The organism is Pseudomonas sp. BIC9C, from assembly GCF_034541995.1.
Taxonomy (GTDB): domain Bacteria; phylum Pseudomonadota; class Gammaproteobacteria; order Pseudomonadales; family Pseudomonadaceae; genus Aquipseudomonas; species Aquipseudomonas fluorescens_CC.
Window position 1 is genome coordinate 695,763 of sequence record NZ_JAWDGM010000002.1, and the last position, 23,602, is coordinate 719,364.

Annotated in this window: 24 protein-coding genes; 11 read left to right on the forward strand and 13 right to left on the reverse strand. The window is 57.5% G+C overall.

The genetic code is table 11. The annotated features are described in order from the left end of the window. Positions 1–296: 296 nt before the first annotated feature. Positions 297–614 carry a hypothetical protein gene (locus RS887_RS13105; RefSeq protein ID WP_322615703.1) on the reverse strand — a complete coding sequence of 106 codons (318 nt, stop codon included), beginning with the start codon at positions 612–614 and terminating at the stop codon, positions 297–299. A gap of 107 nt (positions 615–721) precedes the next feature. On the opposite strand from RS887_RS13105, the gene RS887_RS13110 reads away from it, so the two are divergent. The 3 genes from RS887_RS13110 (at position 722) to RS887_RS13120 (ending at position 2,513) form a co-directional block, all read left to right on the forward strand. Then, positions 722–955: a helix-turn-helix transcriptional regulator gene (locus tag RS887_RS13110; protein WP_322615704.1), complete on the forward strand. Its 234-nt coding sequence runs from the start codon at positions 722–724 to the stop codon at positions 953–955. Positions 956–1,451: 496 nt separating this feature from the next. After that, positions 1,452–2,021 (forward strand): recombinase family protein, encoded by a 570-nt coding sequence (locus RS887_RS13115; RefSeq protein WP_322615705.1) that lies wholly within the window; start codon positions 1,452–1,454, stop codon positions 2,019–2,021. A gap of 39 nt (positions 2,022–2,060) precedes the next feature. Continuing rightward, on the forward strand, positions 2,061–2,513 hold the full coding sequence (locus RS887_RS13120) for a hypothetical protein (protein WP_322615706.1): 453 nt from the start codon (positions 2,061–2,063) through the stop codon (positions 2,511–2,513). 382 nt (positions 2,514–2,895) lie between these two features. Here the strand turns inward: RS887_RS13120 and RS887_RS13125 are convergent, their stop codons facing one another. From RS887_RS13125 to RS887_RS13145, 5 genes are all read right to left on the reverse strand, one after another. Next, positions 2,896–3,267: a Rap1a/Tai family immunity protein gene (locus RS887_RS13125; protein WP_322615707.1), complete on the reverse strand. Its 372-nt coding sequence runs from the start codon at positions 3,265–3,267 to the stop codon at positions 2,896–2,898. A gap of 65 nt (positions 3,268–3,332) precedes the next feature. Continuing rightward, entirely contained in the window at positions 3,333–3,590 is a 258-nt protein-coding gene (locus RS887_RS13130) for a hypothetical protein (RefSeq protein ID WP_322615708.1), read from the reverse strand. A 500-nt stretch (positions 3,591–4,090) separates the two neighbouring features. Further along, on the reverse strand, positions 4,091–4,381 hold the full coding sequence (locus tag RS887_RS13135; RefSeq protein WP_322615709.1) for a hypothetical protein: 291 nt from the start codon (positions 4,379–4,381) through the stop codon (positions 4,091–4,093). Continuing rightward, complete coding sequence (locus RS887_RS13140; protein ID WP_322615710.1) at positions 4,378–4,770, reverse strand: hypothetical protein; 393 nt, start codon at positions 4,768–4,770, stop codon at positions 4,378–4,380. Before RS887_RS13140 ends, RS887_RS13135 begins: the two co-directional genes overlap by 4 nt. A 236-nt stretch (positions 4,771–5,006) precedes the next feature. Further along, the gene (locus RS887_RS13145; RefSeq protein WP_322615711.1) at positions 5,007–5,954 is read right to left on the reverse strand and encodes a LysR family transcriptional regulator; all 948 of its coding nucleotides are present in this window, start codon (positions 5,952–5,954) and stop codon (positions 5,007–5,009) included. 150 nt (positions 5,955–6,104) lie between these two features. Here RS887_RS13145 and RS887_RS13150 point away from each other — a divergent pair, with 150 nt between their 5' ends. Continuing rightward, positions 6,105–7,631: a CoA-acylating methylmalonate-semialdehyde dehydrogenase gene (locus RS887_RS13150; RefSeq protein ID WP_322615712.1), complete on the forward strand. Its 1,527-nt coding sequence runs from the start codon at positions 6,105–6,107 to the stop codon at positions 7,629–7,631. Between the two features lie 10 nt (positions 7,632–7,641). After that, on the forward strand, positions 7,642–8,529 hold the full coding sequence (mmsB, locus tag RS887_RS13155) for a 3-hydroxyisobutyrate dehydrogenase (RefSeq protein WP_057396590.1): 888 nt from the start codon (positions 7,642–7,644) through the stop codon (positions 8,527–8,529). Positions 8,530–8,820: 291 nt separating this feature from the next. Here mmsB and gabP read toward each other — a convergent pair whose 3' ends face one another. Both gabP and RS887_RS13165 read right to left on the reverse strand, forming a co-directional pair. After that, positions 8,821–10,221 (reverse strand): GABA permease, encoded by a 1,401-nt coding sequence (gene gabP, locus RS887_RS13160; RefSeq protein WP_322615713.1) that lies wholly within the window; start codon positions 10,219–10,221, stop codon positions 8,821–8,823. A 502-nt stretch (positions 10,222–10,723) separates the two neighbouring features. After that, positions 10,724–11,068: a cupin domain-containing protein gene (locus tag RS887_RS13165; protein ID WP_007900627.1), complete on the reverse strand. Its 345-nt coding sequence runs from the start codon at positions 11,066–11,068 to the stop codon at positions 10,724–10,726. 265 nt (positions 11,069–11,333) lie between these two features. Between RS887_RS13165 and kynB the strand changes: the two genes are divergently transcribed. Both kynB and kynA read left to right on the forward strand, forming a co-directional pair. Further along, on the forward strand, positions 11,334–11,999 hold the full coding sequence (kynB, locus tag RS887_RS13170; RefSeq protein ID WP_322615714.1) for an arylformamidase: 666 nt from the start codon (positions 11,334–11,336) through the stop codon (positions 11,997–11,999). Continuing rightward, the gene (gene kynA / locus RS887_RS13175) at positions 11,996–12,850 is read left to right on the forward strand and encodes a tryptophan 2,3-dioxygenase (protein ID WP_104450832.1); all 855 of its coding nucleotides are present in this window, start codon (positions 11,996–11,998) and stop codon (positions 12,848–12,850) included. Before kynB ends, kynA begins: the two co-directional genes overlap by 4 nt. A 73-nt stretch (positions 12,851–12,923) precedes the next feature. Here the strand turns inward: kynA and RS887_RS13180 are convergent, their stop codons facing one another. From RS887_RS13180 to antA, 4 genes are read right to left on the reverse strand one after another with little or no spacing between them, the layout of a single operon-like run. Further along, complete coding sequence (locus RS887_RS13180) at positions 12,924–14,327, reverse strand: amino acid permease (protein WP_322615715.1); 1,404 nt, start codon at positions 14,325–14,327, stop codon at positions 12,924–12,926. Between the two features lie 43 nt (positions 14,328–14,370). Then, the gene (gene antC / locus RS887_RS13185) at positions 14,371–15,399 is read right to left on the reverse strand and encodes an anthranilate 1,2-dioxygenase electron transfer component AntC (protein ID WP_322615716.1); all 1,029 of its coding nucleotides are present in this window, start codon (positions 15,397–15,399) and stop codon (positions 14,371–14,373) included. Between the two features lie 18 nt (positions 15,400–15,417). After that, complete coding sequence (antB, locus tag RS887_RS13190) at positions 15,418–15,909, reverse strand: anthranilate 1,2-dioxygenase small subunit (RefSeq protein ID WP_322615717.1); 492 nt, start codon at positions 15,907–15,909, stop codon at positions 15,418–15,420. Then, the gene (gene antA, locus RS887_RS13195; protein ID WP_322615718.1) at positions 15,909–17,300 is read right to left on the reverse strand and encodes an anthranilate 1,2-dioxygenase large subunit; all 1,392 of its coding nucleotides are present in this window, start codon (positions 17,298–17,300) and stop codon (positions 15,909–15,911) included. Before antA ends, antB begins: the two co-directional genes overlap by 1 nt. 385 nt (positions 17,301–17,685) lie before the next feature. Here antA and RS887_RS13200 point away from each other — a divergent pair, with 385 nt between their 5' ends. Next, complete coding sequence (locus RS887_RS13200) at positions 17,686–18,699, forward strand: AraC family transcriptional regulator (protein ID WP_322615719.1); 1,014 nt, start codon at positions 17,686–17,688, stop codon at positions 18,697–18,699. A 14-nt stretch (positions 18,700–18,713) separates the two neighbouring features. On the opposite strand, the gene RS887_RS13205 is transcribed toward RS887_RS13200, so the two are convergent. Further along, a complete protein-coding gene (locus tag RS887_RS13205; RefSeq protein ID WP_085719050.1) occupies positions 18,714–19,187 on the reverse strand; it encodes an Lrp/AsnC family transcriptional regulator in 474 nt (157 codons plus the stop codon). 221 nt (positions 19,188–19,408) lie between these two features. Here RS887_RS13205 and kynU point away from each other — a divergent pair, with 221 nt between their 5' ends. The 3 genes from kynU to RS887_RS13220 all read left to right on the forward strand — a co-directional run bounded on the left by kynU (position 19,409) and on the right by RS887_RS13220 (position 23,575). Beyond that, a complete protein-coding gene (kynU, locus tag RS887_RS13210; protein WP_322615720.1) occupies positions 19,409–20,659 on the forward strand; it encodes a kynureninase in 1,251 nt (416 codons plus the stop codon). 104 nt (positions 20,660–20,763) lie between these two features. Next, positions 20,764–22,077: an OprD family porin gene (locus tag RS887_RS13215; protein WP_322615721.1), complete on the forward strand. Its 1,314-nt coding sequence runs from the start codon at positions 20,764–20,766 to the stop codon at positions 22,075–22,077. 88 nt (positions 22,078–22,165) lie between these two features. Beyond that, positions 22,166–23,575: an amino acid permease gene (locus RS887_RS13220; protein WP_204929113.1), complete on the forward strand. Its 1,410-nt coding sequence runs from the start codon at positions 22,166–22,168 to the stop codon at positions 23,573–23,575. Positions 23,576–23,602 lie beyond the last annotated feature (27 nt).

Consider the following 23,602-nt stretch of genomic DNA (forward strand, 5'->3'; position numbering starts at 1 on the left):
ACAATAACACCCTGCTCTGAAAGACAATCCTGTTGATAGATAGTCGCACTAACCCCTGCGTTGCAAAATCTGCCTGATCTGTTTGTCAATCTTCCTGTTATGCCAGTCATTTCTGCGCATGGTTATGCCCCAGACGAAGACCCACAGTCCGCAGGTCAGAATGCACATCAATAGGTGCAGGATGTGATTGGTGGATTTCTTCTGACTGGTCAAATAGTAGAGTTGGTCGTTCATGTCTTGTCCTTGATTGGTCGGTTGGTCGTGTGTATTGGCTCAGCTCCTTCCTTGAGCAGAAATCAACGTAACCAACCATTCGCCGTCAAGGCGGTTTTCCCACTGGGTAGTTGGATCAGTGCAGACTTGTCGTCGCTCTTTGGACCCTCGATGAAATTGACCTTGGTTGCCGTTGAGATCGTTCGGCACTTCCCCGAACTGATCAAGCGTTCAGCCTCATCTTCGTCCTGATCAAGCGATGCTTCTACCATCTTTGTCCAGTCTCCGGCTTTGAAGCAAACCATCGAACCAGCGATCAGCGTTCGCTGAGGGTAGGTGTCCGCCATGGCAGCAGATGCGATCAGGGGCAGCAAGCACAGCAAGCGAGAAACGGTGTTCATCAAGCGATTCCTTTGATGTGGATTCATGTATTCGGGCGTCATATTCACAGTATATTGTGAAGACCCGTTGATGCTCAACCACGACAGTGCCCGCTCACTAGCGTGGAGTGATTGCATTGGAAATCGGGGTGGCCTTTGGGCGTGTACTGCGACGGAAAAGACAGGAAGCGGGCTTTACCCAAGAACAGTTGGCGCTGGAAGCAGATGTGCAACGGAATTACGTCAGTCTGATCGAAAGGGGCGTCAATCAGCCCACGATTGCAGTCTTATTCAAGCTGGCCGGTGCGTTGAAGTGCAGCCCGTCCGCGCTGGTCCTCCTGGTGGAGAAGGAGTTGGCGTGATTGAGGATACGTTCCTAAATTCAGCTGACTTCAACTGTGGAGCATGCCAAATTTGCACGGAATCGACAAGTTCGGCAGCTCCACTTCGTACAGCGGCTACTTGGATGGTTTGTGGATCGGTAGCGTTGGATGCTTAGGTTTGGTTTCAGGATTTACATGACGCCTTCTGTCGTCCTTTCCGTCTTCTCGTGCTGGTTTGGGGCCCGGCTTGATATCAGTGAACATGTACGGTCCTTGTTGGTTTTTCAGTTTGTGCGTGCGATCACTCGCGATTGAGTATGGGCAAAAAATTTTTATGCCCGTAAGAACTGATAGCGGCAATTTGACATAAGTCAAGGCGGGTGGTGCTTGACGATTTAGCGGGATCATCAAACGACCGTTAAACGATCCCAGTAAATGGACCTTGAATCGGTATCATCAAACTAGCCTTTACACAAAGGTGATACCTCGGTATCGTGATCCCGCCTTAACCGATACCAGCAAGGAGCCGCTCACCATGTCCCGCACTTTCCTTTATGCACGCTGTTCCACCGCCAGCCAGTTCACCGAGAACCAAGTGCAGGAAGTGAAGAATGCTGGGTTCGATGTGCAAGCGGGTAGGGTGGTTGAGGAAACCATTTCGGGCAGCATCTCGGCAACGGAACGCCCCGGCTTTCAGAAGCTGCTAGATCGTATGGAGAGTGGAGATGTGCTGATCGTCACCAAGCTTGACCGCTTAGGTCGTAACGCCATGGATGTGCGTCAGACGGTTGAGCATCTGGCCTCGAATGGCATCCGTGTTCACTGTCTGGCTCTTGGTGGCGTAGACCTGACCAGTGCAGCAGGGAAGATGACTATGCAGGTGTTGGGGGCTGTGGCTGAGTTTGAGCGTGACCTGTTGATCGAACGTACTCAACAAGGTTTGAAGCGAGCCAAGGCAGAAGGTAAGAAGCTAGGTCGCCCAGAGGCAACCGATACGACAGCATCAGTGCAACGCCTCAAGGCTAAAGACATGACACAGGCACAGGCGGCAGCCGAATTGGGTATTGGCATTGCCACAGTCAAACGTCATTGGAACAAAGCCTGATTATTCCGGTATCACACTGCCCATCAAAGGATATAAGACTTGAGCATCAAAGATATGATTCATCATTACACAACCGAGAACCATCACCTCCCGATGATTCTCGCATCAGGGGCTTTGCGACCAAGCAATGCAGGTGCTGAAAATGAACGTCCGTTGTTGTGGTTCTCTAAGGCTCAGTTGTGGGAGAAAACTGCAACCAAGATGGTGCGTAGTGAACGCGGTCTTCGCTTACTAACTTTTGCTGAGCAACTGGCCGAATATGGTTGCGTCCGCTTTTCTCTTCCGAACGATGATCCTCGCCTGATGAATTGGGTGGACGCTTGCAAATACGCCGGTATAACCAGTACTGCCCGCCGTAAGCTGGAGACCGTGGGGAGGAAGAGGGGTGGTTCGCCCATAGATTGGTTCGCAATTTCAGGAAGTGTTCCGCTCACTGACTTGAAGCTACAACGATACGATGGCTCCCAATGGATTGAATACTCCCTGCTTTAGCTAATACCTACCACAAACAAAGGCAGCACGTATGGCCTTTGTCTACAGGATCAAACGTGAGCAGAAAGCTAGCTGATCTACCGTCCACAGCGTCTTACAGGCCCGCCACAGAGCGGGCTTTGTCGTCTTTGCTTGGTGGGTAGCTGCGCGTGGAGACAGCTCTAGTCAGCCTCACAGACTGAGCCAGAAGGGCGCTCAACTTATTTCCAAAAAGCTCAGGTTTCCATTCACCCACTCTGCACCCTGTTAAGAGGGTGGGGCGTTTCTGTGGATTCTCACGACAAGCACCCATCATTATTTTCAGCCGGCGAATCTGGAGCGCCTCAAGAGTTGCACCCCTTTCTGCGGCGCGGGCAAGGGATTCTGTGGAAAGCGGTCATGGTCAATTCTTGCAGGGGTAGGCGTCTTTAAGTGCCATGTTGATCAGTGTTGAGGCTTCAAGCTGGAGCAACTTTGGATTCTCTTTTAGGAACTGGACGACGATCCTTATTCCCTGTCCATATTGAATACCTCCATCGGGAGTGCATGGCCGATACTTCACTAGAATTTCTTCAGAGTGGACGGACAGCATGTCCATGACGCCGGTAACTTGCCCCATGCAGTAGCCGACATTGAAGCCCGGATTCTCCTTGTCCACTCCGTCCATCGTCCGTAGGGCTGCTTGGCACTGTCCGAGTAGTTGGTTTCCGTCTGCCATTGCTTGGCCGCTTGCCAGAGTTCCCGCCAGTGCAGCCGCCCCAATCCATGCCTTCATGATGTCTTCCTTCTGAGTGATCGAGGCATGTTATCGGGTGCAGTAGCTTCCTGCTATCACGTCACTCATTCGTCTTCGTCACCATCATCCGATGAGACAATCCCGCTGCCACCTTGAACGAATGATTGACAACCTTCGTTGAATGATTGGGACGAGGTGTCGCATGAATTCTCATCATCAATGTCATTCTGTTCTGCCCAGTCAAACCCTGCCTGATGCCCGGAGCAGTCGTCAGTGCATTCGTACCCGTCAAACGTATCAGCGAAAGCTGTTGTGCTGCCCAGCATCAATACAAGCAGCATCATTGTATACAACGTCTTCATTGCTAACCTCGCCATGCATTACCAAACCAGTCACGTAACTCCACAACTACTTGCCATCACGAGGCTTAGTGCCGTATTTCCCAGTGTACGGATTCACATTCCCTTTCGTACTGTAGTTATTGTTCCTGGTGGTATCTGGGTTTGTTGCGTGGGAAGGTTGGACATACGTTCCATTACTCCGCGTATATCCGCTGATAGTATGATCAGAACGACTCATGGACGAATAACTAGATTTGTATGAAGAGTGTCCGCCAAAGCTGCTACCGCGAGCAAAGGCATTCCCTGAAAGCGCTGCGGCTGCGATCACAGCTACCAAAAACAATCCCTTTTTCATGCGGTCTTCCACTTCGGTTCAGTGATGGCTCAAGGATATCATCCTCAAAGGCTTAGGTGACAGGTAACGCACCATGACACGGGGGCACGGACTGTGGCCGGGGCACATAGATCACTTTGGAAGTGCTAAGACCGCTCCGGCGGCGGGGCGGGAAATCGCTACAGCGTCACTTGCACGCAATTACCATGCTTCTGCTCATGACTGACCCACCATAGAGTCCAAACTGATTAGCTGCGACAGTGCTGCCTTGATCGCCTGACTTTTCGAGTAAGTCGTAGCCACGAGCCCCACACAAATCTCCAGCTTTTTCGTAGCACTTCCCCCAACTCAATGCACTTCCAGAGCAGTCAATACTGAATCCCTCCCGTCCATCAGAGGTGTAGGTTTTGGATGCCATGGCACAACCACCAAGAGCAATGGCGACAGTGACACTCAATACGATAAGGCTCAGTTTCATATCGACCTCCTTGGCGATTGGCTGGAGCTCAGAACAGGAGCAGGGACGGGGCGCTCCTCCCATAGCAATTTCTCCTCACCTTCTTGCACTTCGGTTCGAACATTGTTCACCAGCCGAGCGAACAGGTGTGGGTTATGGCCGCAGTTCAGCTGACCCCGCCACTGAACCCCACCAACGTCGCCAAAAGACGCAGGATATGGATTCGACTTCATATCTTTTGCGTAAGCTACTTTCTCGGAAACCGATGAAGTCTTTTCGATGTACAGCTGCTCCATCAAGTCCTTTATGTAAGCTGCTGGACGACGGTAGTTGACGATCGCAACCACTTTATCATCTACGGCAGCATGATCACCGATCCACTCCCACGTGATAAGCCATGCAGTTTTCATTCACCAGTCTCGACTCTGAAAAGCCCTCAGCTTGGAAGCGTAGCTCCCGTTTTCGCATTTAGGCGGAAGATTGCTCCTAAAAGCCGAAGGGAAGCCGGGGCCTCTAGTGGTTGGTCCATTTCGGTGTCTGCGAGCGTCTCTCGGTGTTACAAGTTGCGTACCAATTCCTGTTACAAACTGCTGGAAAGGGCCTGCTGACCTCGTTACGATGCCGCTACCTGATTGCTTGAAGATCCTCAGTCGGCGAACAGCATCTCCCGACTGTCACCCATCAGCAGGCCTTGATTCTGCTCAGTGACCTCGCGGATGTAATCCCACAACAGGGTGATCCGCTTGAGCTTCCTGAGATCCTCGCGGCAGTACATCCAGAACTGTCGGGTGATGTTGATTTCCTGTGGCAACACCGGCAGCAGGCGCGGGTCCTGAGTGGCGAGGAAGCACGGCAGGATCGCCAGTGAGCGTCCTTGCTGCGCGGCCACGAACTGCGCGATCACGCTGGTGCTGCGCAGATTGGCACTGGCGCCGGGCAGTACATTGGCCAGGTACAACAGCTCTGAGCTGAACGCCAGGTCGTCGACGTAACTGATGAACGAATGTTTCGCCAGGTCTGCCGGGCGGCGGATGGCCGGGTGGTTGTCGAGATATTCCTGGGTCGCGTACAGCTGCAACCGGTAGTCGCACAGTTTGCAGCAGACGTACGGGCCATGCTCCGGACGCTCCAGGGCGATGACGATGTCGGCCTCGCGCTTGGACAGGCTGATGAAGTGCGGCAGCGGCAGGATATCCACCGAGATCGCCGGATAGGTGTCGACGAAGTGGCTCAGCTGCGGCGTGATGAAAAAGCTGCCGAAGCCTTCGGTGCATCCCATGCGCACATGACCGGACAGCGCCACACCGGACCCGGAAACCTGCTCGCACGCCATGTGCAAGGTGCTTTCGATCGACTCGGCATAGCCCATCAACCGCTGGCCTTCGGCGGTCAGGACAAAGCCGCTGGTCCGGGATTTCTCGAACAGCAATGTGCCCAGCGCCGTTTCCAGGGAACTGATGCGCCGCGACACCGTGGTGTAGTCCACCGCCAGGCGTTTGGCCGCGGTGCTGGCTTTGCGGGTGCGGGCGACTTCCAGGAAAAACTTGAGGTCGTCCCAGTTCAACGAGCCGAGGGAGGTGATGTTTTTTTGCATGTTGGACCGGTTTTTATGTGCGTTCTTATTAGAAGTTTGCACATCTATACTCCAAAAACAGCCCGTTAACCAATTCGCGGCACACGCCTCTTCTCAAGGCGATTATTTCGCCTTGGCTCCCAAGATAACAACAAAGATCTGGAGACCCACATGAACGTATCGCTCACGCCCAATGACACCACCGTGCAAAAGGTCAAACTGTTGATCGACGGCCAGTGGGTCGAATCCAAGTCCACCGAATGGCACGACATCATCAACCCGGCGACCCAGCAAGTGCTGGCCAAGGTGCCGTTTGCCACCGCTGAAGAAGTCGATGCTGCCGTCAGCGCCGCTCATCGTGCATTCCAGACCTGGAAGCTGACACCCATCGGCGCGCGCATGCGCATCATGCTCAAGCTCCAGGCGCTGATCCGCGAGCACTCCAAGCGCATCGCCGCCGTCCTGAGCGCCGAGCAGGGCAAGACCATTGCCGACGCCGAAGGCGATATTTTCCGTGGCCTGGAAGTGGTCGAACACGCTTGCTCCATCGGCAGCCTGCAAATGGGCGAGTTCGCTGAAAACGTCGCCGGCGGCGTCGACACCTACACCCTGCGCCAGCCGATCGGCGTGTGCGCGGGTATTACACCGTTCAACTTCCCGGCGATGATTCCGCTGTGGATGTTCCCGATGGCCATCGCCTGCGGTAACACCTTCGTGCTCAAGCCGTCGGAACAGGACCCGATGTCGACCATGCTGCTGGTGGAACTGGCGATTGAGGCGGGCATACCCGCTGGCGTGCTCAACGTCGTGCATGGTGGCAAGGATGTGGTGGATGGAATTTGCACCCACAAAGACATCAAGGCCGTTTCCTTCGTCGGTTCGACCGCCGTCGGTACTCACGTCTATGACCTGGCCGGCAAGCACGGCAAGCGTGTGCAATCGATGATGGGCGCGAAGAACCACGCCGTGGTGCTGCCGGACGCCAATCGCGAACAAGCGCTGAATGCGCTGGTGGGTGCCGGTTTCGGTGCCGCCGGTCAACGTTGCATGGCCACTTCGGTGGTGGTGCTGGTGGGCGCGGCCAAACAATGGCTGCCGGATCTCAAGGCGCTGGCGCAAAAACTCAAGGTCAATGCCGGCAGCGAGCCGGGCACCGATGTCGGTCCGGTCATCTCGAAAAAAGCCAAGGCACGGATTCTCGATCTGATCGAAAGCGGCATCAAGGAAGGCGCGAAACTGGAGCTGGACGGTCGCGAGATCTCGGTTCCCGGTTACGAGAAGGGCAACTTTGTCGGCCCGACCCTGTTCTCCGGCGTGACCACCGACATGCAGATCTACACCCAGGAAATCTTCGGCCCGGTGCTGGTGGTGCTGGAAGTCGCCACCCTCGATGAGGCCATCGCGCTGGTCAACGCCAACCCGTTCGGCAACGGCACGGGCCTGTTCACCCAGAGCGGTGCGGCGGCGCGCAAGTTCCAGAATGAAATCGATGTTGGCCAGGTCGGTATCAACATCCCGATCCCGGTGCCGGTGCCGTTCTTCAGCTTCACCGGTTCGCGCGGTTCCAAGCTTGGCGACCTCGGCCCGTACGGCAAACAAGTGGTGCAGTTCTACACTCAGACCAAGACCGTCACCAGCCGCTGGTTCGATGACGACAGCGTCAACGACGGTGTGAACACCACGATCAATCTGCGTTAAGGAGCCGGACATGAAAATCGCTTTTATCGGTCTGGGCAACATGGGCGCCCCGATGGCGCGCAACCTGATCAAGGCTGGCCATGCGCTGCGCCTGGTCGATTTGAACAAAGCCGTGCTGGCGGAGCTGGAACAACTGGGCGGCAGCATCAGCGCATCGGCCCGTGAAGCGGCAGAGGGCGCGGAACTTGTGATCACCATGCTGCCAGCTGCGGTGCATGTGCGCAGTGTGTGGCTGGGTGAAGACGGCGTGCTCGCCGGTATCGGTAAAGGCGTGCCGGCGGTAGATTGCAGCACCATCGATCCGCAGACCGCGCGGGACGTGGCCGCTGCCGCTGCGAAACAGGAGGTGGCCATGGCCGACGCGCCGGTTTCTGGCGGAACCGGTGGTGCAGCCGCCGGGACACTGACCTTCATGGTGGGGGCCACGCCTGAACTGTTCGCCACCCTGCAACCGGTACTGGCGCAAATGGGCCGCAACATCGTCCATTGTGGTGAGGTCGGCACCGGGCAAATCGCCAAGATCTGCAACAACCTGCTGCTGGGCATTTCCATGGTCGGCGTCAGCGAGGCCATGGCGCTGGGCGATGCCCTGGGCATCGACACCAAGGTGCTGGCGGGCATCATCAACAGCTCCACCGGGCGTTGCTGGAGTTCGGAGATGTACAACCCGTGGCCGGGCATCGTTGAAACGGCACCGGCGTCGCGCGGTTACACCGGCGGCTTTGGAGCCGAACTGATGCTCAAGGATCTGGGGCTGGCTACTGAAGCGGCGCGTCAGGCGCACCAGCCGGTGGTACTCGGCGCGGTGGCCCAGCAGTTGTATCAGGCGATGAGCCTGCGTGGGGAGGGCGGCAACGACTTCTCAGCGATCATCAACAGCTATCGCAAACCTCTGTAGGAGCGAGCTCGCTCGCGATGGTCGTTAACGATAATGCGGGGGAAGCTGACACCCCGCGTTGCTCTCGAGTTTTTCGCGAGCAAGCTCGCTCCTACAGGCAAGGCATTTGCGCATCAACATTTACCGGGAGACCGCGTCGGGCGGGTTCCCGGTTTTTTTATCGGAAAAAGATCGCACGCACACGATCACAGTGTCTGTTACCCAGGGATCGTTCCACGAGGCACGGCAGCGTGTAACACCCCTGCCTCGGGTATGCGCAAGTATCAGGTTCTCGCAGGCACCTCTCTTGTGTTATCCCGCTGATGTCACCCTTGCCGATTGCGCAGGTTGACGCGATGTGACCAGGCCGATAAAGGAAATCGCCAGCGCCAGGCCAATGGTCGTGCTCACTTCGGTACGGTGTTGCGGGGAGACCATCATGACTGCCAGCGCAGCGCAAATGAACGCGATCACCAGCCATGTGAGCCATGGAAACAGCCACATGCGAAAGGTCAGCTCGACGTTCTGCCGACGCAGCATCCGGCGCATGCGCAACTGCGATACCGCAATGGCCAGGTACACCAGCAAGGCAATCGCGCCGGAGCTGGCCAGCAGGAACTCAAACAACCCGGCGGGCATGAAGTAGCTCCAAACGGTAATCGCCGCCCCCAACACGGTACTGGCGATGACCGCCGCCCGTGGCACGCCTTCGGAGGAGGTTGCCTTCAGCGCTTTCGGCGCATCGCCACGCCGCCCCAGCGAATACAGCATGCGAGAGGCGATGTAGATCGAGGAGTTCATGCAACTGGCCACGGCAATCAGCACCACCACATCCACCATGCACTTGGCGTGGGGAATGTTCATGATTTCCAGTGCGCGCTGGTAGGAGCCTACTGAAGCCAACAGCGGATCATTCCAGGGCACCATGGAGATGACCACGAAAATCGACAGCAGGTAAAACACCCCGATGCGCCAGATCACCGAACGGGTTGCCTTGGCAATGTTCTGAGCAGGGTTATTGGATTCGGCGGCGGCGATGGTGACCGCCTCGGTCCCGATGAAGCTGAACATGATGGTGATGAAGGCGCCGACTACCGCCGACAGGCCGTTGGGAGCAAACCCGCCGTGCTCGGCCATCAGGCCGCTCAACCCGCTGACTTCCCGATCGGGAACCCAGCCCATCAACACGGCAAAACCCACACCGATGAAACCAATGATCGCCACGACCTTGGCCATGGCGAACCAGAACTCGAATTCGCCGTACTTGGAGACACTGAACAGGTTGGTCACCACCAATGCAATGATCGACACCAGGGCAAACAGCCAGGCATCGATCTGGGGAAACCACTGGTTCAACACATGGCCGGCGGCCAGTGCCTCGATAGGAATCACCAACACCCAGAACCACCAGTAGAGCCAACCGATGGTGAAGCCCGCCCAACGACCGATGGCCTGGTCGGCATAGGTGGAGAACGAGCCGGTGTCCGGGTTGGCCACCGCCATTTCACCGAGCATGCGCATGACCAGAACGACCAGCAGGCCCGAGAACAGATAGGCCAGCAGCACGGCCGGGCCAGCCGCCGCAATGGCATGTCCTGAGCCCACGAATAAACCGGCGCCGATAATCCCGGCGATTGACAACATTGTTACGTGACGAGGCTTGAAGCCCTGCGCCAATTGGCCACTCGAATCCTTGGAGCTCGGGCTGATCATTATTTTTTTTCTCTGGTGAACGACATTTAGGCGTGCTGATGGGGGGCAGCGATCATCACGGGTTGCCTGTTGCCCTTTCTGAAAGCGGCGCCCTCCAGGCGCTGCTGTTCTTGTCAAACCCATCATCGTGATGTGGTTATTTCGATGAAAAGCAGCGCCACCTTACCCGGCTTGTCCGCCGCTCCAGTTTTCTGATCGCGCCACCACGGTGTCTGAAATCGACACGAGCAAGCGTTGCGTTCGCGATTAAAACCAGTCGGTCACGGAATGGCAATAAGCAACATTTTTGTTTTGTTGAGAGATCTGCCAGGTTCGCAGCGAATGGGGGCGTGTGGGCGTTTTGAGCGTCCAGGACGTTTTCGGGAAGGGCCGATTGCAGGCGCAGGTGATTGTGGAGGGCTTGTGCCGCAGCGAGTAGTTACTTCAGTAGCCACTCGTTGCGGCAGGGTACTGCGAACAACGATTTACAGGTTGTAGCGGGCTGTGGTTTTAGCGGGGGTGTTCAAGCAAACACAAAATACTTGCGCACGGTTTCCACCACTTCCCAGGTGCCTTTCATCCCCGGCTCGATGACGAAAATGTCACCGGCGCGCAGGTGGATCGGCGCCATGCCTTCCGGGGTGATGATGCAGTAGCCTTCCTGGAAGTGGCAGTATTCCCACTTCACGTATTCCACGTACCACTTGCCCGGCGTGCAGATCCAGGTGCCCATGATCTTGCTGCCGTCTTCGCTGGTGTAGGCGTTGAGGTTGACGGTGTGCGGGTCGCCTTCGAGTTTTTCCCATTTGCAGGCGTCGAGTACGGGCAGCGGGTGGGTATCGCGAAGAACGGTAATCGGTGCGGTCATGATGACTCCGGGCATGAGGGAGAGCTGAAGTCGCACCCTATAGGGCTTGGCCGGGCATCAGTTGTCTGTGCTCGACATTGATGTATCCAGAAACGCAGCGGCCATTGCCTGGCCGCGTTACCCGAAGCGGTTGAAATTTACCATCGATAATTGATCGATTTCCGGCGGTTTCTGCGAAAGACTCGAGCATTACCGAAAGTTTTCGCAAGAACATGCACAGGCATCACTCGTATCATTCACTTCGGAAAAGGCCGAGAGCTTTGCTATGAAAAAAACAATGTCGTGGTGGGACATCAGCCCGCCCTTGAGTACCGCAACCCCGACCTGGCCAGGTGATACGCCGTTTCAGGAAGAGCGTGTCTGGAGCTTCGGGCCCGAGTGCCCTGTGAATGTCGGGCGCATCACGCTGTCGCCGCATACCGGCGCCCATGTCGACGCGCCACTGCACTACAGCGCGGATGGCAAGGCCATTGGCGAAGTGTCGCTGGACGTCTATATCGGGCCTTGCCGGGTGTTGCATTGCCTGGACAGCGGCCAACTGGTGCAGCCGGAGCAACTGCGGGGGCGCCTGGACTATCTCCCTGAGCGCGTCCTGCTGCGTACTTATCGAAACGCACCGCTGACCACCTGGGACCCGAATTTCACCGCCGTCGCCAAAGAAACCGTCGATCTGCTGGCCAGCCTCGGCGTGCGGCTGATCGGCATCGATACGCCGTCGCTGGACCCGCAGCAATCCAAGACCATGGATTCGCACAACGCGGTGGCGCATCACGGCATGGCCATTCTCGAAGGCATCGTGCTCGATGAAGTCCCCGAAGGCGATTATGAACTGATCGCGCTGCCGTTACGTTTTGCCAATCTCGATGCCAGCCCGGTCCGGGCCATATTGCGTCCACTGAATTCACCGCAACGTGAGGAGCCTGCTCAATGAGCCAATGTCCCTATTCATCGGCCAATCCGACTGCGGAATGGCATAACGCCGAGTTGAATTTTTCCGACTCCATGAGCTACGGCGATTACCTGGACCTGGGGCGCATTCTCAGTGCGCAGCACCCGTTGTCACCCGATCACAACGAGATGCTGTTCATCATCCAGCACCAGACCTCCGAGCTGTGGATGAAGTTGATGTTGCACGAGCTCAAGGCTGCCCGCGAACACATGCGGTTGGGCGAGTTGCCGCCCGCTTTCAAGATGCTGGCGCGAGTCTCGCGGATCTTTGATCAATTAGTGCATGCCTGGACGGTACTGGCGACCATGACGCCCACCGAGTACCACTCGATCAGGCCTTTTCTGGGACAGTCGTCGGGTTTTCAGTCGTTCCAGTACCGAGAGATCGAATTCATTCTGGGCAACAAAAGCGCGACCTTGTTGCGGCCCCACGCGCATCGTCCGCAGCTGTTGGAGGAGCTCGAAAAAGCCATCGCCACACCGTCGCTGTATGACGAAGCGATTCGCTTGATGGCCAGTGCCGGTCTGACGATTGATCCACAGCGTTTCGAACGTGACCCGACCAGCCCGACGCAGCATGACGCCTCGGTCGAAGCCGCCTGGCGAGTCGTCTACAAGGATCCTTCGCGTTACTGGGACCTCTATCAGTTGGCCGAAAAACTCATCGATCTGGAAGACTCGTTCCGTCAGTGGCGCTTCCGCCATGTGACCACGGTCGAGCGGATCATCGGTTTTCAACCGGGCACCGGCGGCACTGAAGGTGTCGGCTATTTGCGCAAGATGCTCGACACCGTGCTGTTTCCGGAGTTGTGGCGAGTGCGTTCTACTCTCTGAGACGCAGAGTCTGATCCAAAATGGAAAAGCCCCGGCATTCATTGAATGTCGGGGCTTTTTATTACACGGGAGATTATTGAGCGACGGGTAAACCGCGATCCTTCGCCGCACGCAACCGGTAGAACACGTAGATGATCAACACCCACACCGGAATGGCGATGACCGACGCGCGTATCCCGGGAATCATCCACATCACGCAGACGATCATGGCCATGAACGCCAGGCACAGGTAGTTGCTGAAGGGAAACCAGAAGGACTTGAAGCTTGGCACTATGCCTTGTTGGCCCATGATTTTGCGGAACTTGAGATGGGTCAGGCTGATCAGCGTCCAGTTGATCATCAGCGATGCGACCACCAGGGCGAACAGCAGTTCGAGCGCTTCATGCGGGGCAAGGTAGTTGACCAGTACCGACAACATCGTGATGAGCGCCGAGATCCCCAGGGCCCGCAATGGCACCCCTTGTTTGTTCAGCTTCATCAGCGCTTTGGGTGCATCGCCCTGTTCGGCCAGGCCATAGAGCATGCGGCTGTTGCAGTAGACGCCGCTGTTGTAGACCGAGAGTGCCGCGGTGAGCACTACGAAGTTAAGGATTTGCGCGGCGGTGTCGCTGCCGATCAGCGAAAAGATTTGCACAAACGGACTGCCGCCATAGGCATCGCCGGACGCGCCCAGGGTTTGCAGCAGTTGATCCCACGGGTACAGCGACAGCAGCACGGTGAGAGCGCCGACGTAGAAAATCAGCACGCGATACACCACCTGATTGATCGCCTTGGGGATCACCTTTCTCGGTTCGCTGGCTTCAGCGGCAGTGATGCCGACCAGCTCCAGGCCGCCGAAGGAAAACATGATGAAGGCCATCGACATCAGCAGGCCGGTGGTTCCGTTGGGGAAGAAACCGCCATGGCTCCACAGGTTACTGACCGAAGCCTGTGGGCCGCCCGTGCCGCTGAACAGCATGTAGCAGCCCAGTACGATCATGCCGATGATGGCCACGACCTTGATGATCGCGAACCAGAACTCCATCTCACCGAAGACTTTGACGTTCATTGTGTTGATCAGGTTGACCAGCACGAAGAACACCGCCGCGCTGACCCAGGTCGGCACGTCCGGCCACCAGAACTGCACGTACTTGCCGACGGCCGTCAGTTCGGCCATGCCCACCAGCACGTACAGCACCCAGTAGTTCCAGCCGGACAGAAAGCCGGCATAACCGCTCCAGTACTTATGGGCGAAATGACTGAATGAACCGGCCACGGGCTCTTCGACAATCATCTCGCCCAACTGGCGCATGATCAGGAACGCGATGAAACCGGCAATCGCATAGCCGAGGATCATCGACGGCCCGGCCGACTTGAGCACACCGGCAGAACCGAGGAAAAGCCCGGTACCAATCGCCCCGCCCAGGGCGATCAGTTGAATATGACGATTTTTCAACCCCCGCTTGAGCGTTCCCTGTTGCAAGATTTCATCTGCCATCTCGTTCCCTTCTAGTTATTGTTGCCAGGCTTGATTTGCAAGATCAGATATTACTCTCGGTGAACTTTTCGTAGTACAGGTGCACGCTGTCCAGCGCCTGGGTTTGCAACCAGCTTTTGATCGACTCGACCATTGGCGGTGGGCCACAGACGTACATGTCAACCGGCGCGTCGCGCAGTTCGCTGCTGTCGAAATGCTCGGCAATGTAGCCGCGTTTTCCCGTCCATTGGGGCGAGGGTTCGCTGACCACTTCGGTGTAGCGAAACCCCGGAATGCGTTCGGCATAGGCTTCGATACGCGCGCGTTCGCACAAGTCAGCCGCATCCCGCACGCCGTAATACAAATGCACCGGTTGCCCGCAGCCGCGCTCGGCGAGGTCGTCAAGCATGCCCAGCAGCGCGGAAAGCCCCGTGCCACCCGCTACCAGAATCAGTGGCTTGGCGACGTGGCGTAGATAGAAGGCGCCCAGCGGCGCCTCCAGCACGATTTCGTCGCCCACCTGGCAGCGTTCACGGATGTAGTTACTCATTACCCCGTCGGGCAGCAGGCGAATCAGGAACTGCAGTTGATTGGTGCTGCTCGGGCGATTGGCGAACGAATAGGAGCGCAGGCTTTCGGTGCCGGGAATCTGCAGCCGGGCATATTGCCCCGGCAGAAAATCCAGTGGCTGACCGCCAGTGCCCAGGTCCAGGTCCAGGTGCAGAATCGCCGTGCTGGCGGAAACCTGCCTGACATCGGTGACTGTCGCCGTCAGTCGGTCAGGGCCGGCGGCATTGCACAGGCTGGATGCGAAGTCGAAGTAAAACGCCGCGTCGGACTTCACCCGCGTCTGGCAGGTGAGCATTTTGCGCTGTTGCAAGTCCAGGCTGGAGAGAGCTTCCTCATCCACATAATCCTGGCTGTAGTCGCCGGATTCGCAGCGACCCTGGCAGGTTCCGCAGACGCCTTCGCGGCAATCCAGGGGAATGTTGATGCCGTTGCGCAGGGCGGCGTCGAGCAGGATTTCGTTGGGCTGTACCGGAAAGAACAGGGTTTTGCCGTCGGCAAAGCTGAACGCTACTTTGTGATTCATGCCTCGGTCTCCATGGATTCAGAGGTGGTAAAAGTCGAGTACCGAGTTGATGGTGTCGTTGAGCAGCAGCACATGCTTGCGGCTGATCAGCCAGCTGTCCGCATGAGGCTTGAGATGATAGGTCGCGCGGCCAAAGAACTGCTCGGCCGTGGCCAGTCGATAGAACAAGGTGTTCCAGTTCAGGCGCACCTCCAGCTCACCGTTCTCCAGTTCGTCGATCCGCACGTTGTTGATCAAATGCAAGGTGCGCGGCATCGGTGTCGAAGACGCGGACTTGCCCGTGCGCAGGCGGAACACGCGGTCTTCCAGGCCGGACCGGTTGGGGTAGTAGATCAGCGACATTTCGCGTTTTGGGTCGCGGGTGTAGACGTGTTCCGAGTCCCATTGCGGCAGGTGGAACTCACTCTGCTCGTCGAACAGCTTGATATAAGCATCCCATTCCTGGGCGTCGCACAGCTCGGATTTGCGATAGAAAAACTGTTCGATCTGGTACTGCAATTGCGCATTCATCATTGCACCTCACGGAGTTTCAGGGATTTCGCGTCCAGGCCATCGAGCAGGAATTTCTGCCAGTTGCTGTGCTGGTTGACGTACAGCCCTTCGTGGGTGAATTCAGTGCCGGTCATGACCGGGGCAATGCCGATCGCTTCGCTGTTGGGCGTGGCGCCGGTGGCCCATTGGTGACTGCCTCGGGAAATGTCGCTCCAGCGCTCCATGCGCGCCTGGAAACCGCGCTGGGCTTCACGGAATTCCACCAGGTCATCCGGTGTACCCAGGCCCGAGACGTTGAAGAAATCCTCGAACTGGCGAATGCGGTTTTCGCGGTCGGCGTCGGACTCGTTTTTCACCCCCAGGCACTGGCTGATGATCTCGGTCTTGTTCCAGGCCACCGGGCGGATGATGCGCAGTTGCGAGCTGATCTGATCGAGGAAAAACAGGCTTGGATAGATGTTCAGGTTGCGCAGGCGATGCATCATCCATTCGGCTTTTTGCTGGCCGTGTTCTTCGACCAGGCGCGGCATGATCGTCGCGTAGCCGGAGCGCACCGTCGGGTTCGGCATGTCGCTGAACAATACGCTATGGCCATTGTTGAAGGCGAACCAGCCGTCATCGGTATTGGCGTCGCCGGCACCGAGTTTGCTGTAGTCCAGGGTGCTGCCGCTGCTGGTGCCGTTCTCGCTGTTGACCTGCTGGCGGTGTTGCACCGTGGCCACGTAGTTATAGTGAACGGTGCTGACGTGATAGCCGTCGAGGCCGTTTTCGTTCTGCAGTTTCCAGTTGCCGTCGTAGGTGTAGGCCGACTTGCCGGGCAGCACTTCCAACTCACCGGTTGGTGACTGGGCAACCATCATGTCGAAGAACACCTTGGCGTCGCCGAGGAAGTCTTCGAGGCTGTTGTCGGCGTGTACGTCGAGGCTGATGAACACGAAGCCCTTGTAGCTCTCGATACGGGCCTTTTTCAGGCCCCGGGTGGCCTTGTCGAAACCTTCCGGGTATTCGCCGGGCGCCTTTACCTTCACCAGGCGGCCGTCGCTTTTGTAGCACCAGGCGTGGAACGGGCAAGTGAAGGTCGACTGGTTGCCCTTGCCGACGCGGGTCAGGGTTGTGCCGCGATGCTGGCAGGCGTTGATCAGGGCGTTGAGTTTTCCTTCACCGTCGCGGGTGATGATCATCGGCTGACGGCCGGCGCGCAGGGTGACGAAGTCGTGATTGTTGGCCAGCTCGCTTTCGTGACAGGCGTAGATCCAGTTCTTCTCGAAGATCAGTTCCATCTCCAGATCGAACAACTGCGGCTCGGTGAAAATGTCCCGGGCGATGCGGAACACGCCCTCTACCGGACGGAAATCCAGGCAGCCTTCGATAAACGCTTTCCACTGCTCGACGTTTTTTTCGCCACTCATGGGTGTGTACCTGTTTTTATTGGGGCTAATCGTGGGCTCATTAGAAGGAGCAGGGCGGGTAGGGGTCTATCCGGTTAGTTGGCGAAGGCAGTCCATAAAATTGGTGCGGTAACACCCACCCGGTATCAAGCTGGGCAGCGACGACTCAAATGGCGCTCCATGCGATGAACGGCTGCCCCTGTTTGCAGCAATCAGGTACTGTTTTGTGCAGCGTCGAATGCTGTTTGATAGCGATTGCCTGCCTCTGGTCGGCGGCGTTATCCGCTTAGTCGAGGATTGCTATCCGCTAAGTTGGCGCTGGTGTTTTGTGGCTTGGAACTTGCCTTTCCAATCCGGAGACGCGCCGTCAGAGCGCGCCGAAAAAATAGCCCGTGGGTGCGCCGTGATGAACAGCAAAACTGATCCGCAGTGTCGCGACATTCGTGTCGACAGCGATGACCTTGAGGCCGCGAGGAGCTGGATGTCCGGTATCTGCGGGCCGCATCGACTCGTCACCACGACGCCCGAACGGATCCGTTTTCATCACAGCGCCAATATGTTCAAGTCGATGGCCACGACCCTTGGCACCATCGAGTACGGCACCGATGTCACCATCGATATCGAAGACGCCGAGCACTTCAGCAGTTACAGCCTGAGTCTGCCGCTGGTGGGCGAGCAGGAGTTGAGCAAGAACGGCAGCGTGGTGAAGTCCGACCGCGATCAAGGGGTGATCATTTCCCCGAATGAAAACCAGCTGTTGGCGATCTCCGGCGATTGCCGAAAGGTCCAGGTGGTGATTACCCGAGTCGCCATGAGCGAGTCTCTGGAGGGGCTTCTACAGCGGCCTCTGGATACACCGCTGCGGTTCGAGCCGGTGATGGACGCGGTCGACGGAGCGTCGGCCTCATGGTGGCGCATGGCGCGCTATTTCATCGCCGAGCTGGAGCGCAGCAGCGAACTCTATGAACAGGTGGCCTTCACTCGGGACATTGAAAGTTCGCTGATCAAAGGCTTGATCCTCGCTCAGCCGAACAACTATTCAGAAGAACTGCGAAGCGTGATGGGCGTGAAGTTGCCGCACTACCTGATCAGGGCCCGGCAGTACATCCATGCAAACGCCCGCGAAGCCCTGCACCTGGAGGACATCGAAGCCGCCGCCGGCGTCTCGCGCTTCAAGCTGTTCGAGGCGTTCAAGAAGTACTTCGCCTTGTCGCCGATGGTCTACCTGAAAAAATACCGCTTGAACGCCGTGCGTCAGGAGATTCTTGAGCACGGTTCTGCGCGCAATATTTCCGCGATCGCCATGGGCTGGGGCTTCACCCATCTCGGGCGTTTTTCCGCCGAGTACCGCAAGTTGTTCGACGAAACCCCGACCATGACTTTGCAGCGCAACGAAGCCCGCCGCATGCGTGGCTTCTGAGGGGCAGGGCGCCCTTACTTGCGCACCACCAGATCCAGCAATTCGTCGCGCTCCTTGATTTTCTGCAGGACGATTTCCGAGCGGATATCGGTGACACCCGCCGTGCGGTTCAGGTGATTCACGATGAAATCCGAGAAGTGTTTCAGGTTGCGCGCCTGTACTCGCAACACATAGTTGCTCGCCCCGGTAATCACATACGCGGTGACCACTTCCGGCCACGACTGTACCTTCTTGATGAAGGTCTCGTGCCAGTCCGCGACGTCCTGTCGCAACGATACGTGAACGATGGCTTCCAGTTCGATTCCCAGCCGTTCGGCATTCAGCACCGCGCGATAGCCGGTGATGATTCCCTCGCTTTCCAACAGGCGTAATCGACGCAGGCAAGCTGACGGCGACAGCGCGACTTTCTCTGCCAATTCCTGGTTGCTGATACGACCATCCTGTTGCAGTTGATGGAGGATTCGCAGGTCTGTCGAGTCGAGATTCATGGTTGAAATAAATCCGTGTTTATTGGCATTGGAATCGAATTTTCTGCGGGATAAGTACTATAGCGCCGCTCACTTTGCACGAAAATTCTCCAAGGCTTAGTTCATTATCTCTCCACCAAAAAGGCGCGAATAACGCCTGAAACAGGGCGCTGGGCGCTCTGCTCGCCTTGACTTTCACGATGTGCCCGGACGGCATGTCATTCAAAAAAACAGGACATCCAATGACTACAAGAAACGATTGCCTGGCGCTTGATGCACAGGACAGTTTGGCACCTCTGCGTCAGCAGTTTGCGCTTCCTGAAGGTGTGATTTATCTCGATGGCAACTCCTTGGGCGCACGCCCTGTCGCGGCATTGGCTCGCGCTCAGGCGGTGATCGCCGAGGAGTGGGGCAATGGCCTGATCCGCAGTTGGAACAGCGCGGGCTGGCGCGATCTGTCCGAGCGTCTGGGTAACCGATTGGCCACACTGATTGGTGCCCGCGACGGCGAAGTGGTGGTGACCGACACCACCTCGATCAACCTGTTCAAGGTGCTCAGCGCCGCGTTGCGTGTGCAGGCCACCCGGTCGCCAGAGCGCCGGGTGATCGTCACCGAAACCAGCAATTTCCCGACCGACCTGTACATCGCTGAAGGCCTGGCCGACATGCTGCAGCAGGGGTACACCTTGCGTCTGGTCGACAGCCCGGAAGAGTTGCCGCAAGCGATTGACCAGGACACGGCCGTGGTGATGCTCACCCACGTCAATTACAAGACCGGCTACATGCACGACATGCAGGCCCTGACCGCGCTGAGCCACGAGTGTGGCGCACTGGCTATCTGGGATCTGGCGCATTCCGCCGGGGCGGTGCCGGTTGATTTGCATCAGGCAGGCGCCGACTACGCCATCGGTTGCACTTACAAGTACCTCAATGGCGGTCCGGGTTCGCAGGCGTTTGTCTGGGTCTCGCCGCAGCTGTGCGATCTGGTGCCGCAGCCCTTGTCGGGCTGGTTCGGCCATTCGCGGCAGTTCGCCATGGAGCCTCGCTACGAGCCGAGCAGCGGCATCGCCCGCTACCTGTGCGGCACCCAGCCAATCACTTCATTGGCGATGGTCGAGTGTGGGCTGGATGTTTTCGCCCAGACCGATATGGCCAGCCTGCGCCGCAAATCCCTGGCCCTGACCGACCTGTTCATCGACCTCGTCGAGCAGCGCTGCGCCGCACATGAGCTGACCCTGGTCACGCCACGCGAACACGCCAGGCGTGGCAGCCATGTCAGCTTCGAGCATCCCCAGGGTTATGCCGTGATCCAGGCCCTGATTGACCGCGGTGTGATCGGTGACTACCGCGAGCCGCGGATCATGCGCTTCGGCTTTACCCCGCTGTACACGACGTTCACTGAGGTCTGGGATGCAGTGCAGATCCTCGGCGAAATCCTCGACCAGAAAACCTGGGCGCAGGCGCAATTCCAGGTCCGCCACAGCGTCACCTGAGTTAACCGATGTCCGCGTCTTGCTACCGGGTTTTCCTGGTAGCAGGGCTTCGGGTGCCGTCAATCAAGAGTTCTGTGCAAACACAATAATAAGGAGCACGCAGAATGAAATTGTCCCTTTGGCCCGCCTTGCCGCTCGCCATTACCAGTTGCCTCGGTCAAATAGCTTATGCCGCAGCCGACAATGGATTCGTCGAAGACAGCAGCCTGGTCCTGACCAACCGTAACTTCTATTTCTACCGCAACAACCTCAATAACCCGGGTGGTCAGAACTATCGGGACGAATGGGCCCACGGGATCATGCTCGATTACCGTTCCGGGTATACCCGGGGCACGGTGGGTTTCGGCGTCGATGCCTATGCGCAGTTGGGCTTCAAACTCGACAGCGGCAAGGGACGAACCGGCACCGGTTTGCTGCCGGTCGATTCCGACGGTCGTCCCGAGGATCAGTATTCCGAAGCGGGTGGTGCGCTCAAGGCGCGGATCTCCAACACCGAACTCAAGTACGGCAACCTGACCCCGCTCAATCCGGTGTTCGGCACGGGCAATGCGCGGCTGTTTACCAGCGTGGCCACTGGCTTTCAGCTGACCAGTAATGAACTCAAGGCGCTGCAAGTGGACATCGGCCACTTCACATCCGGCAACGACAGTAATTCCACCAACTCCGATGGCGCCCTGAAAGCGCTGTATGCCGGGGTGGAAACCCGCAGCGTCGATTATCTGGGCGGCAGCTATGCGGTGAGCGATCAACTGAGCGTCAGCCTGTACGGTTCGCAGTTCATCGACATTTGGCGGCAGTACTACGCCAATGCCAACTACACCTACCCGTTGACGCCCGATCAGTCGCTGAACCTTGATTTCAATATTTACCGCACCAACGACGATGGCCAGAGCCTGGCCGGCAAGATCGACAACACCACCTGGTCGATGTCTGCTGCCTACAAGGTCGGTGCCCATCGGGTAACCCTGGCTTACCAGCGCGTCGATGGCGACGAGCCGTTCGACTACCTGGGGTTCGATCAACAACCGGGGACTTCGATTTTTCTCGCCAACTCGATCCAGGTCCTCGATTTCAACGCCCCCAACGAACGTTCCTGGCAACTGCGCTACGACCTGGACATGGCGCCATTCGGCGTACCGGGCCTGAGCTTCATGTCCCGTTATGTCAGCGGTGACCATATCGACGACAGCCACTACGACGGCGGCCCCAACGGCGCTTACGGGCGTTACGGCGATGATGGCAAGCGTTGGGAGCGCGACCTCGAAGCGCGCTACGTCGTGCAGTCGGGCAAGGCCAGGGATCTGTCGGTGCGGGTGCGTCAGGCCAGTGTGCGTTCGACCGCTCAAGTGGCGCGCGCCGACACCACGGACAACAACGAAGTCCGCGTCATCATCGAGTATCCACTGAGTATTTTCTGATCCGTGTCCTGCTGTGCGTGGCTGATCCCCACGAGACTATCCAACCACGTGCTCACTTCAAGAAAGACAATATTCAGAGGACAGGCAAATGACCGATAACTCCGGTTTTGAAACGATATCCAACCGTGAACACGGCTTGCGGCGTCAACTGACGTCGGGGCAGATGAGCATGATCGCCATTGGCGGTGCGATTGGCACCGGGCTGTTCATGGGCAGCGCCTACGCCATCGGCTATGCCGGGCCGAGCGTGCTGCTCAGCTACGCCATCGGCGCGATAATCACCCTGCTGTTGATGGGCTGCCTGGCGGAAATGACCGTGGCCCACTCGACCTCAGGTTCGTTCGGTGCCTATGCCGAATTCTATGTCAGCCCGCTGGCCGGGTTCCTGGTGCGCTATGCCTACTGGGCGGCGATCGTGCTGGCGGTCGGTACGGAAGTGACGGCGGTGGCGATGTACATGAAGTACTGGTTCGCCAACGTGCCGGAATGGATCTGGATCGTCTCGTTCTCCAGTGTGCTGATCGTGCTCAACGCCATCAGCGTGAAGACCTTCGGCACCTTCGAGTACTGGTTCTCGACCATCAAGATCGGCGCGATTGTCGGCTTCATCATTCTTGCGGTGTATGTGGTATTCGGCTCCGGTAACCCGGAGTACGGCGTGCATAACTACACCTCCCACGGCGGCTTTTTTCCCAATGGCTTGCAAGGGATGTGGGTCGCGGTGATCGTGTCGATCTTCAGCTACCTGAGCGTGGAGATGATCGCGGTGGCCGCCGGAGAGGCGAAGGATCCGGAGCAAGCGGTGAAGAAGGCCTTTCGCGCGACCATCGTGCGCCTGGTGGTGTTCTACCTGCTGACACTCGCGCTGATGCTGGCAATTGTACCGTGGGTCCAGGCCGGTCAAGCCCAGAGCCCGTTCGTCACGGTCATGCAGTCGATCGGTATTCCCGGCGCGACCGGCGTGATGAATTTCGTGATTCTGATTGCGGCGTTGTCGGCGATGAACAGTCAGTTGTACATCACCACGCGCATGATGTTCAGCCTGTCCCGTGGTGGTTATGCGCCGAAGTCCATGGGCGTGTTGAGCAAGAGCGGGATTCCGCTGAACGCACTGTTGCTGTCGAGCTCCGGCATCGCCCTGGCGACCTTGCTCAACATCCTGTATCCGGAAAGCTCGTTCACCTTGATGATGGCAATCTCCATGTTCGGCGCCATTTTCACCTGGTTCATGATTTTCCTGACGCACTACTGCTTCCGTCGTTATCACCAACGCAACGGCGAACGCAAACTGTCGTTCCGCATGCGACTGTTCCCTTATTCGACCCTGTTGGGGCTGGTGCTGATGGGCGCGGTGATGATCACCACCTACTTCACCGACGCCTTCAAGATGACCCTGGTGTTCGGTGTGCCTTTCCTGCTGGTACTCACAGTGATCTACGGCATCTTTTTCAGAAAACCCAAGACAGCCGAAGCCTTGCGTCCGTTGCCCAAGGTCTAGTCTGGAAGCAACTCGGCGGGGCGACAG

Excerpts from the sequence above, each read along its gene's own strand:
- antB (WP_322615717.1), bottom strand. The coding sequence starts at position 15,909 with ATGAATGCGCAATTGCAGTACCAGATCGAACAGTTTTTCTATCGCAAA.
- RS887_RS13205 (WP_085719050.1), bottom strand. The coding sequence starts at position 19,187 with ATGAATCTCGACTCGACAGACCTGCGAATCCTCCATCAACTGCAACAG.
- RS887_RS13220 (WP_204929113.1), top strand. The coding sequence starts at position 22,166 with ATGACCGATAACTCCGGTTTTGAAACGATATCCAACCGTGAACACGGC.
- kynB (WP_322615714.1), top strand. The coding sequence starts at position 11,334 with ATGAAAAAAACAATGTCGTGGTGGGACATCAGCCCGCCCTTGAGTACC.
- RS887_RS13150 (WP_322615712.1), top strand. The coding sequence starts at position 6,105 with ATGAACGTATCGCTCACGCCCAATGACACCACCGTGCAAAAGGTCAAA.
- RS887_RS13115 (WP_322615705.1), top strand. The coding sequence starts at position 1,452 with ATGTCCCGCACTTTCCTTTATGCACGCTGTTCCACCGCCAGCCAGTTC.
- RS887_RS13140 (WP_322615710.1), bottom strand. The coding sequence starts at position 4,770 with ATGAAAACTGCATGGCTTATCACGTGGGAGTGGATCGGTGATCATGCT.
- RS887_RS13215 (WP_322615721.1), top strand. The coding sequence starts at position 20,764 with ATGAAATTGTCCCTTTGGCCCGCCTTGCCGCTCGCCATTACCAGTTGC.
- kynU (WP_322615720.1), top strand. The coding sequence starts at position 19,409 with ATGACTACAAGAAACGATTGCCTGGCGCTTGATGCACAGGACAGTTTG.
- RS887_RS13180 (WP_322615715.1), bottom strand. The coding sequence starts at position 14,327 with ATGGCAGATGAAATCTTGCAACAGGGAACGCTCAAGCGGGGGTTGAAA.
- antA (WP_322615718.1), bottom strand. The coding sequence starts at position 17,300 with ATGAGTGGCGAAAAAAACGTCGAGCAGTGGAAAGCGTTTATCGAAGGC.
- RS887_RS13165 (WP_007900627.1), bottom strand. The coding sequence starts at position 11,068 with ATGACCGCACCGATTACCGTTCTTCGCGATACCCACCCGCTGCCCGTA.
- RS887_RS13105 (WP_322615703.1), bottom strand. The coding sequence starts at position 614 with ATGAACACCGTTTCTCGCTTGCTGTGCTTGCTGCCCCTGATCGCATCT.
- RS887_RS13135 (WP_322615709.1), bottom strand. The coding sequence starts at position 4,381 with ATGAAACTGAGCCTTATCGTATTGAGTGTCACTGTCGCCATTGCTCTT.
- gabP (WP_322615713.1), bottom strand. The coding sequence starts at position 10,221 with ATGATCAGCCCGAGCTCCAAGGATTCGAGTGGCCAATTGGCGCAGGGC.
- RS887_RS13200 (WP_322615719.1), top strand. The coding sequence starts at position 17,686 with ATGAACAGCAAAACTGATCCGCAGTGTCGCGACATTCGTGTCGACAGC.
- RS887_RS13145 (WP_322615711.1), bottom strand. The coding sequence starts at position 5,954 with ATGCAAAAAAACATCACCTCCCTCGGCTCGTTGAACTGGGACGACCTC.
- kynA (WP_104450832.1), top strand. The coding sequence starts at position 11,996 with ATGAGCCAATGTCCCTATTCATCGGCCAATCCGACTGCGGAATGGCAT.
- antC (WP_322615716.1), bottom strand. The coding sequence starts at position 15,399 with ATGAATCACAAAGTAGCGTTCAGCTTTGCCGACGGCAAAACCCTGTTC.
- mmsB (WP_057396590.1), top strand. The coding sequence starts at position 7,642 with ATGAAAATCGCTTTTATCGGTCTGGGCAACATGGGCGCCCCGATGGCG.
- RS887_RS13130 (WP_322615708.1), bottom strand. The coding sequence starts at position 3,590 with ATGAAGACGTTGTATACAATGATGCTGCTTGTATTGATGCTGGGCAGC.
- RS887_RS13125 (WP_322615707.1), bottom strand. The coding sequence starts at position 3,267 with ATGAAGGCATGGATTGGGGCGGCTGCACTGGCGGGAACTCTGGCAAGC.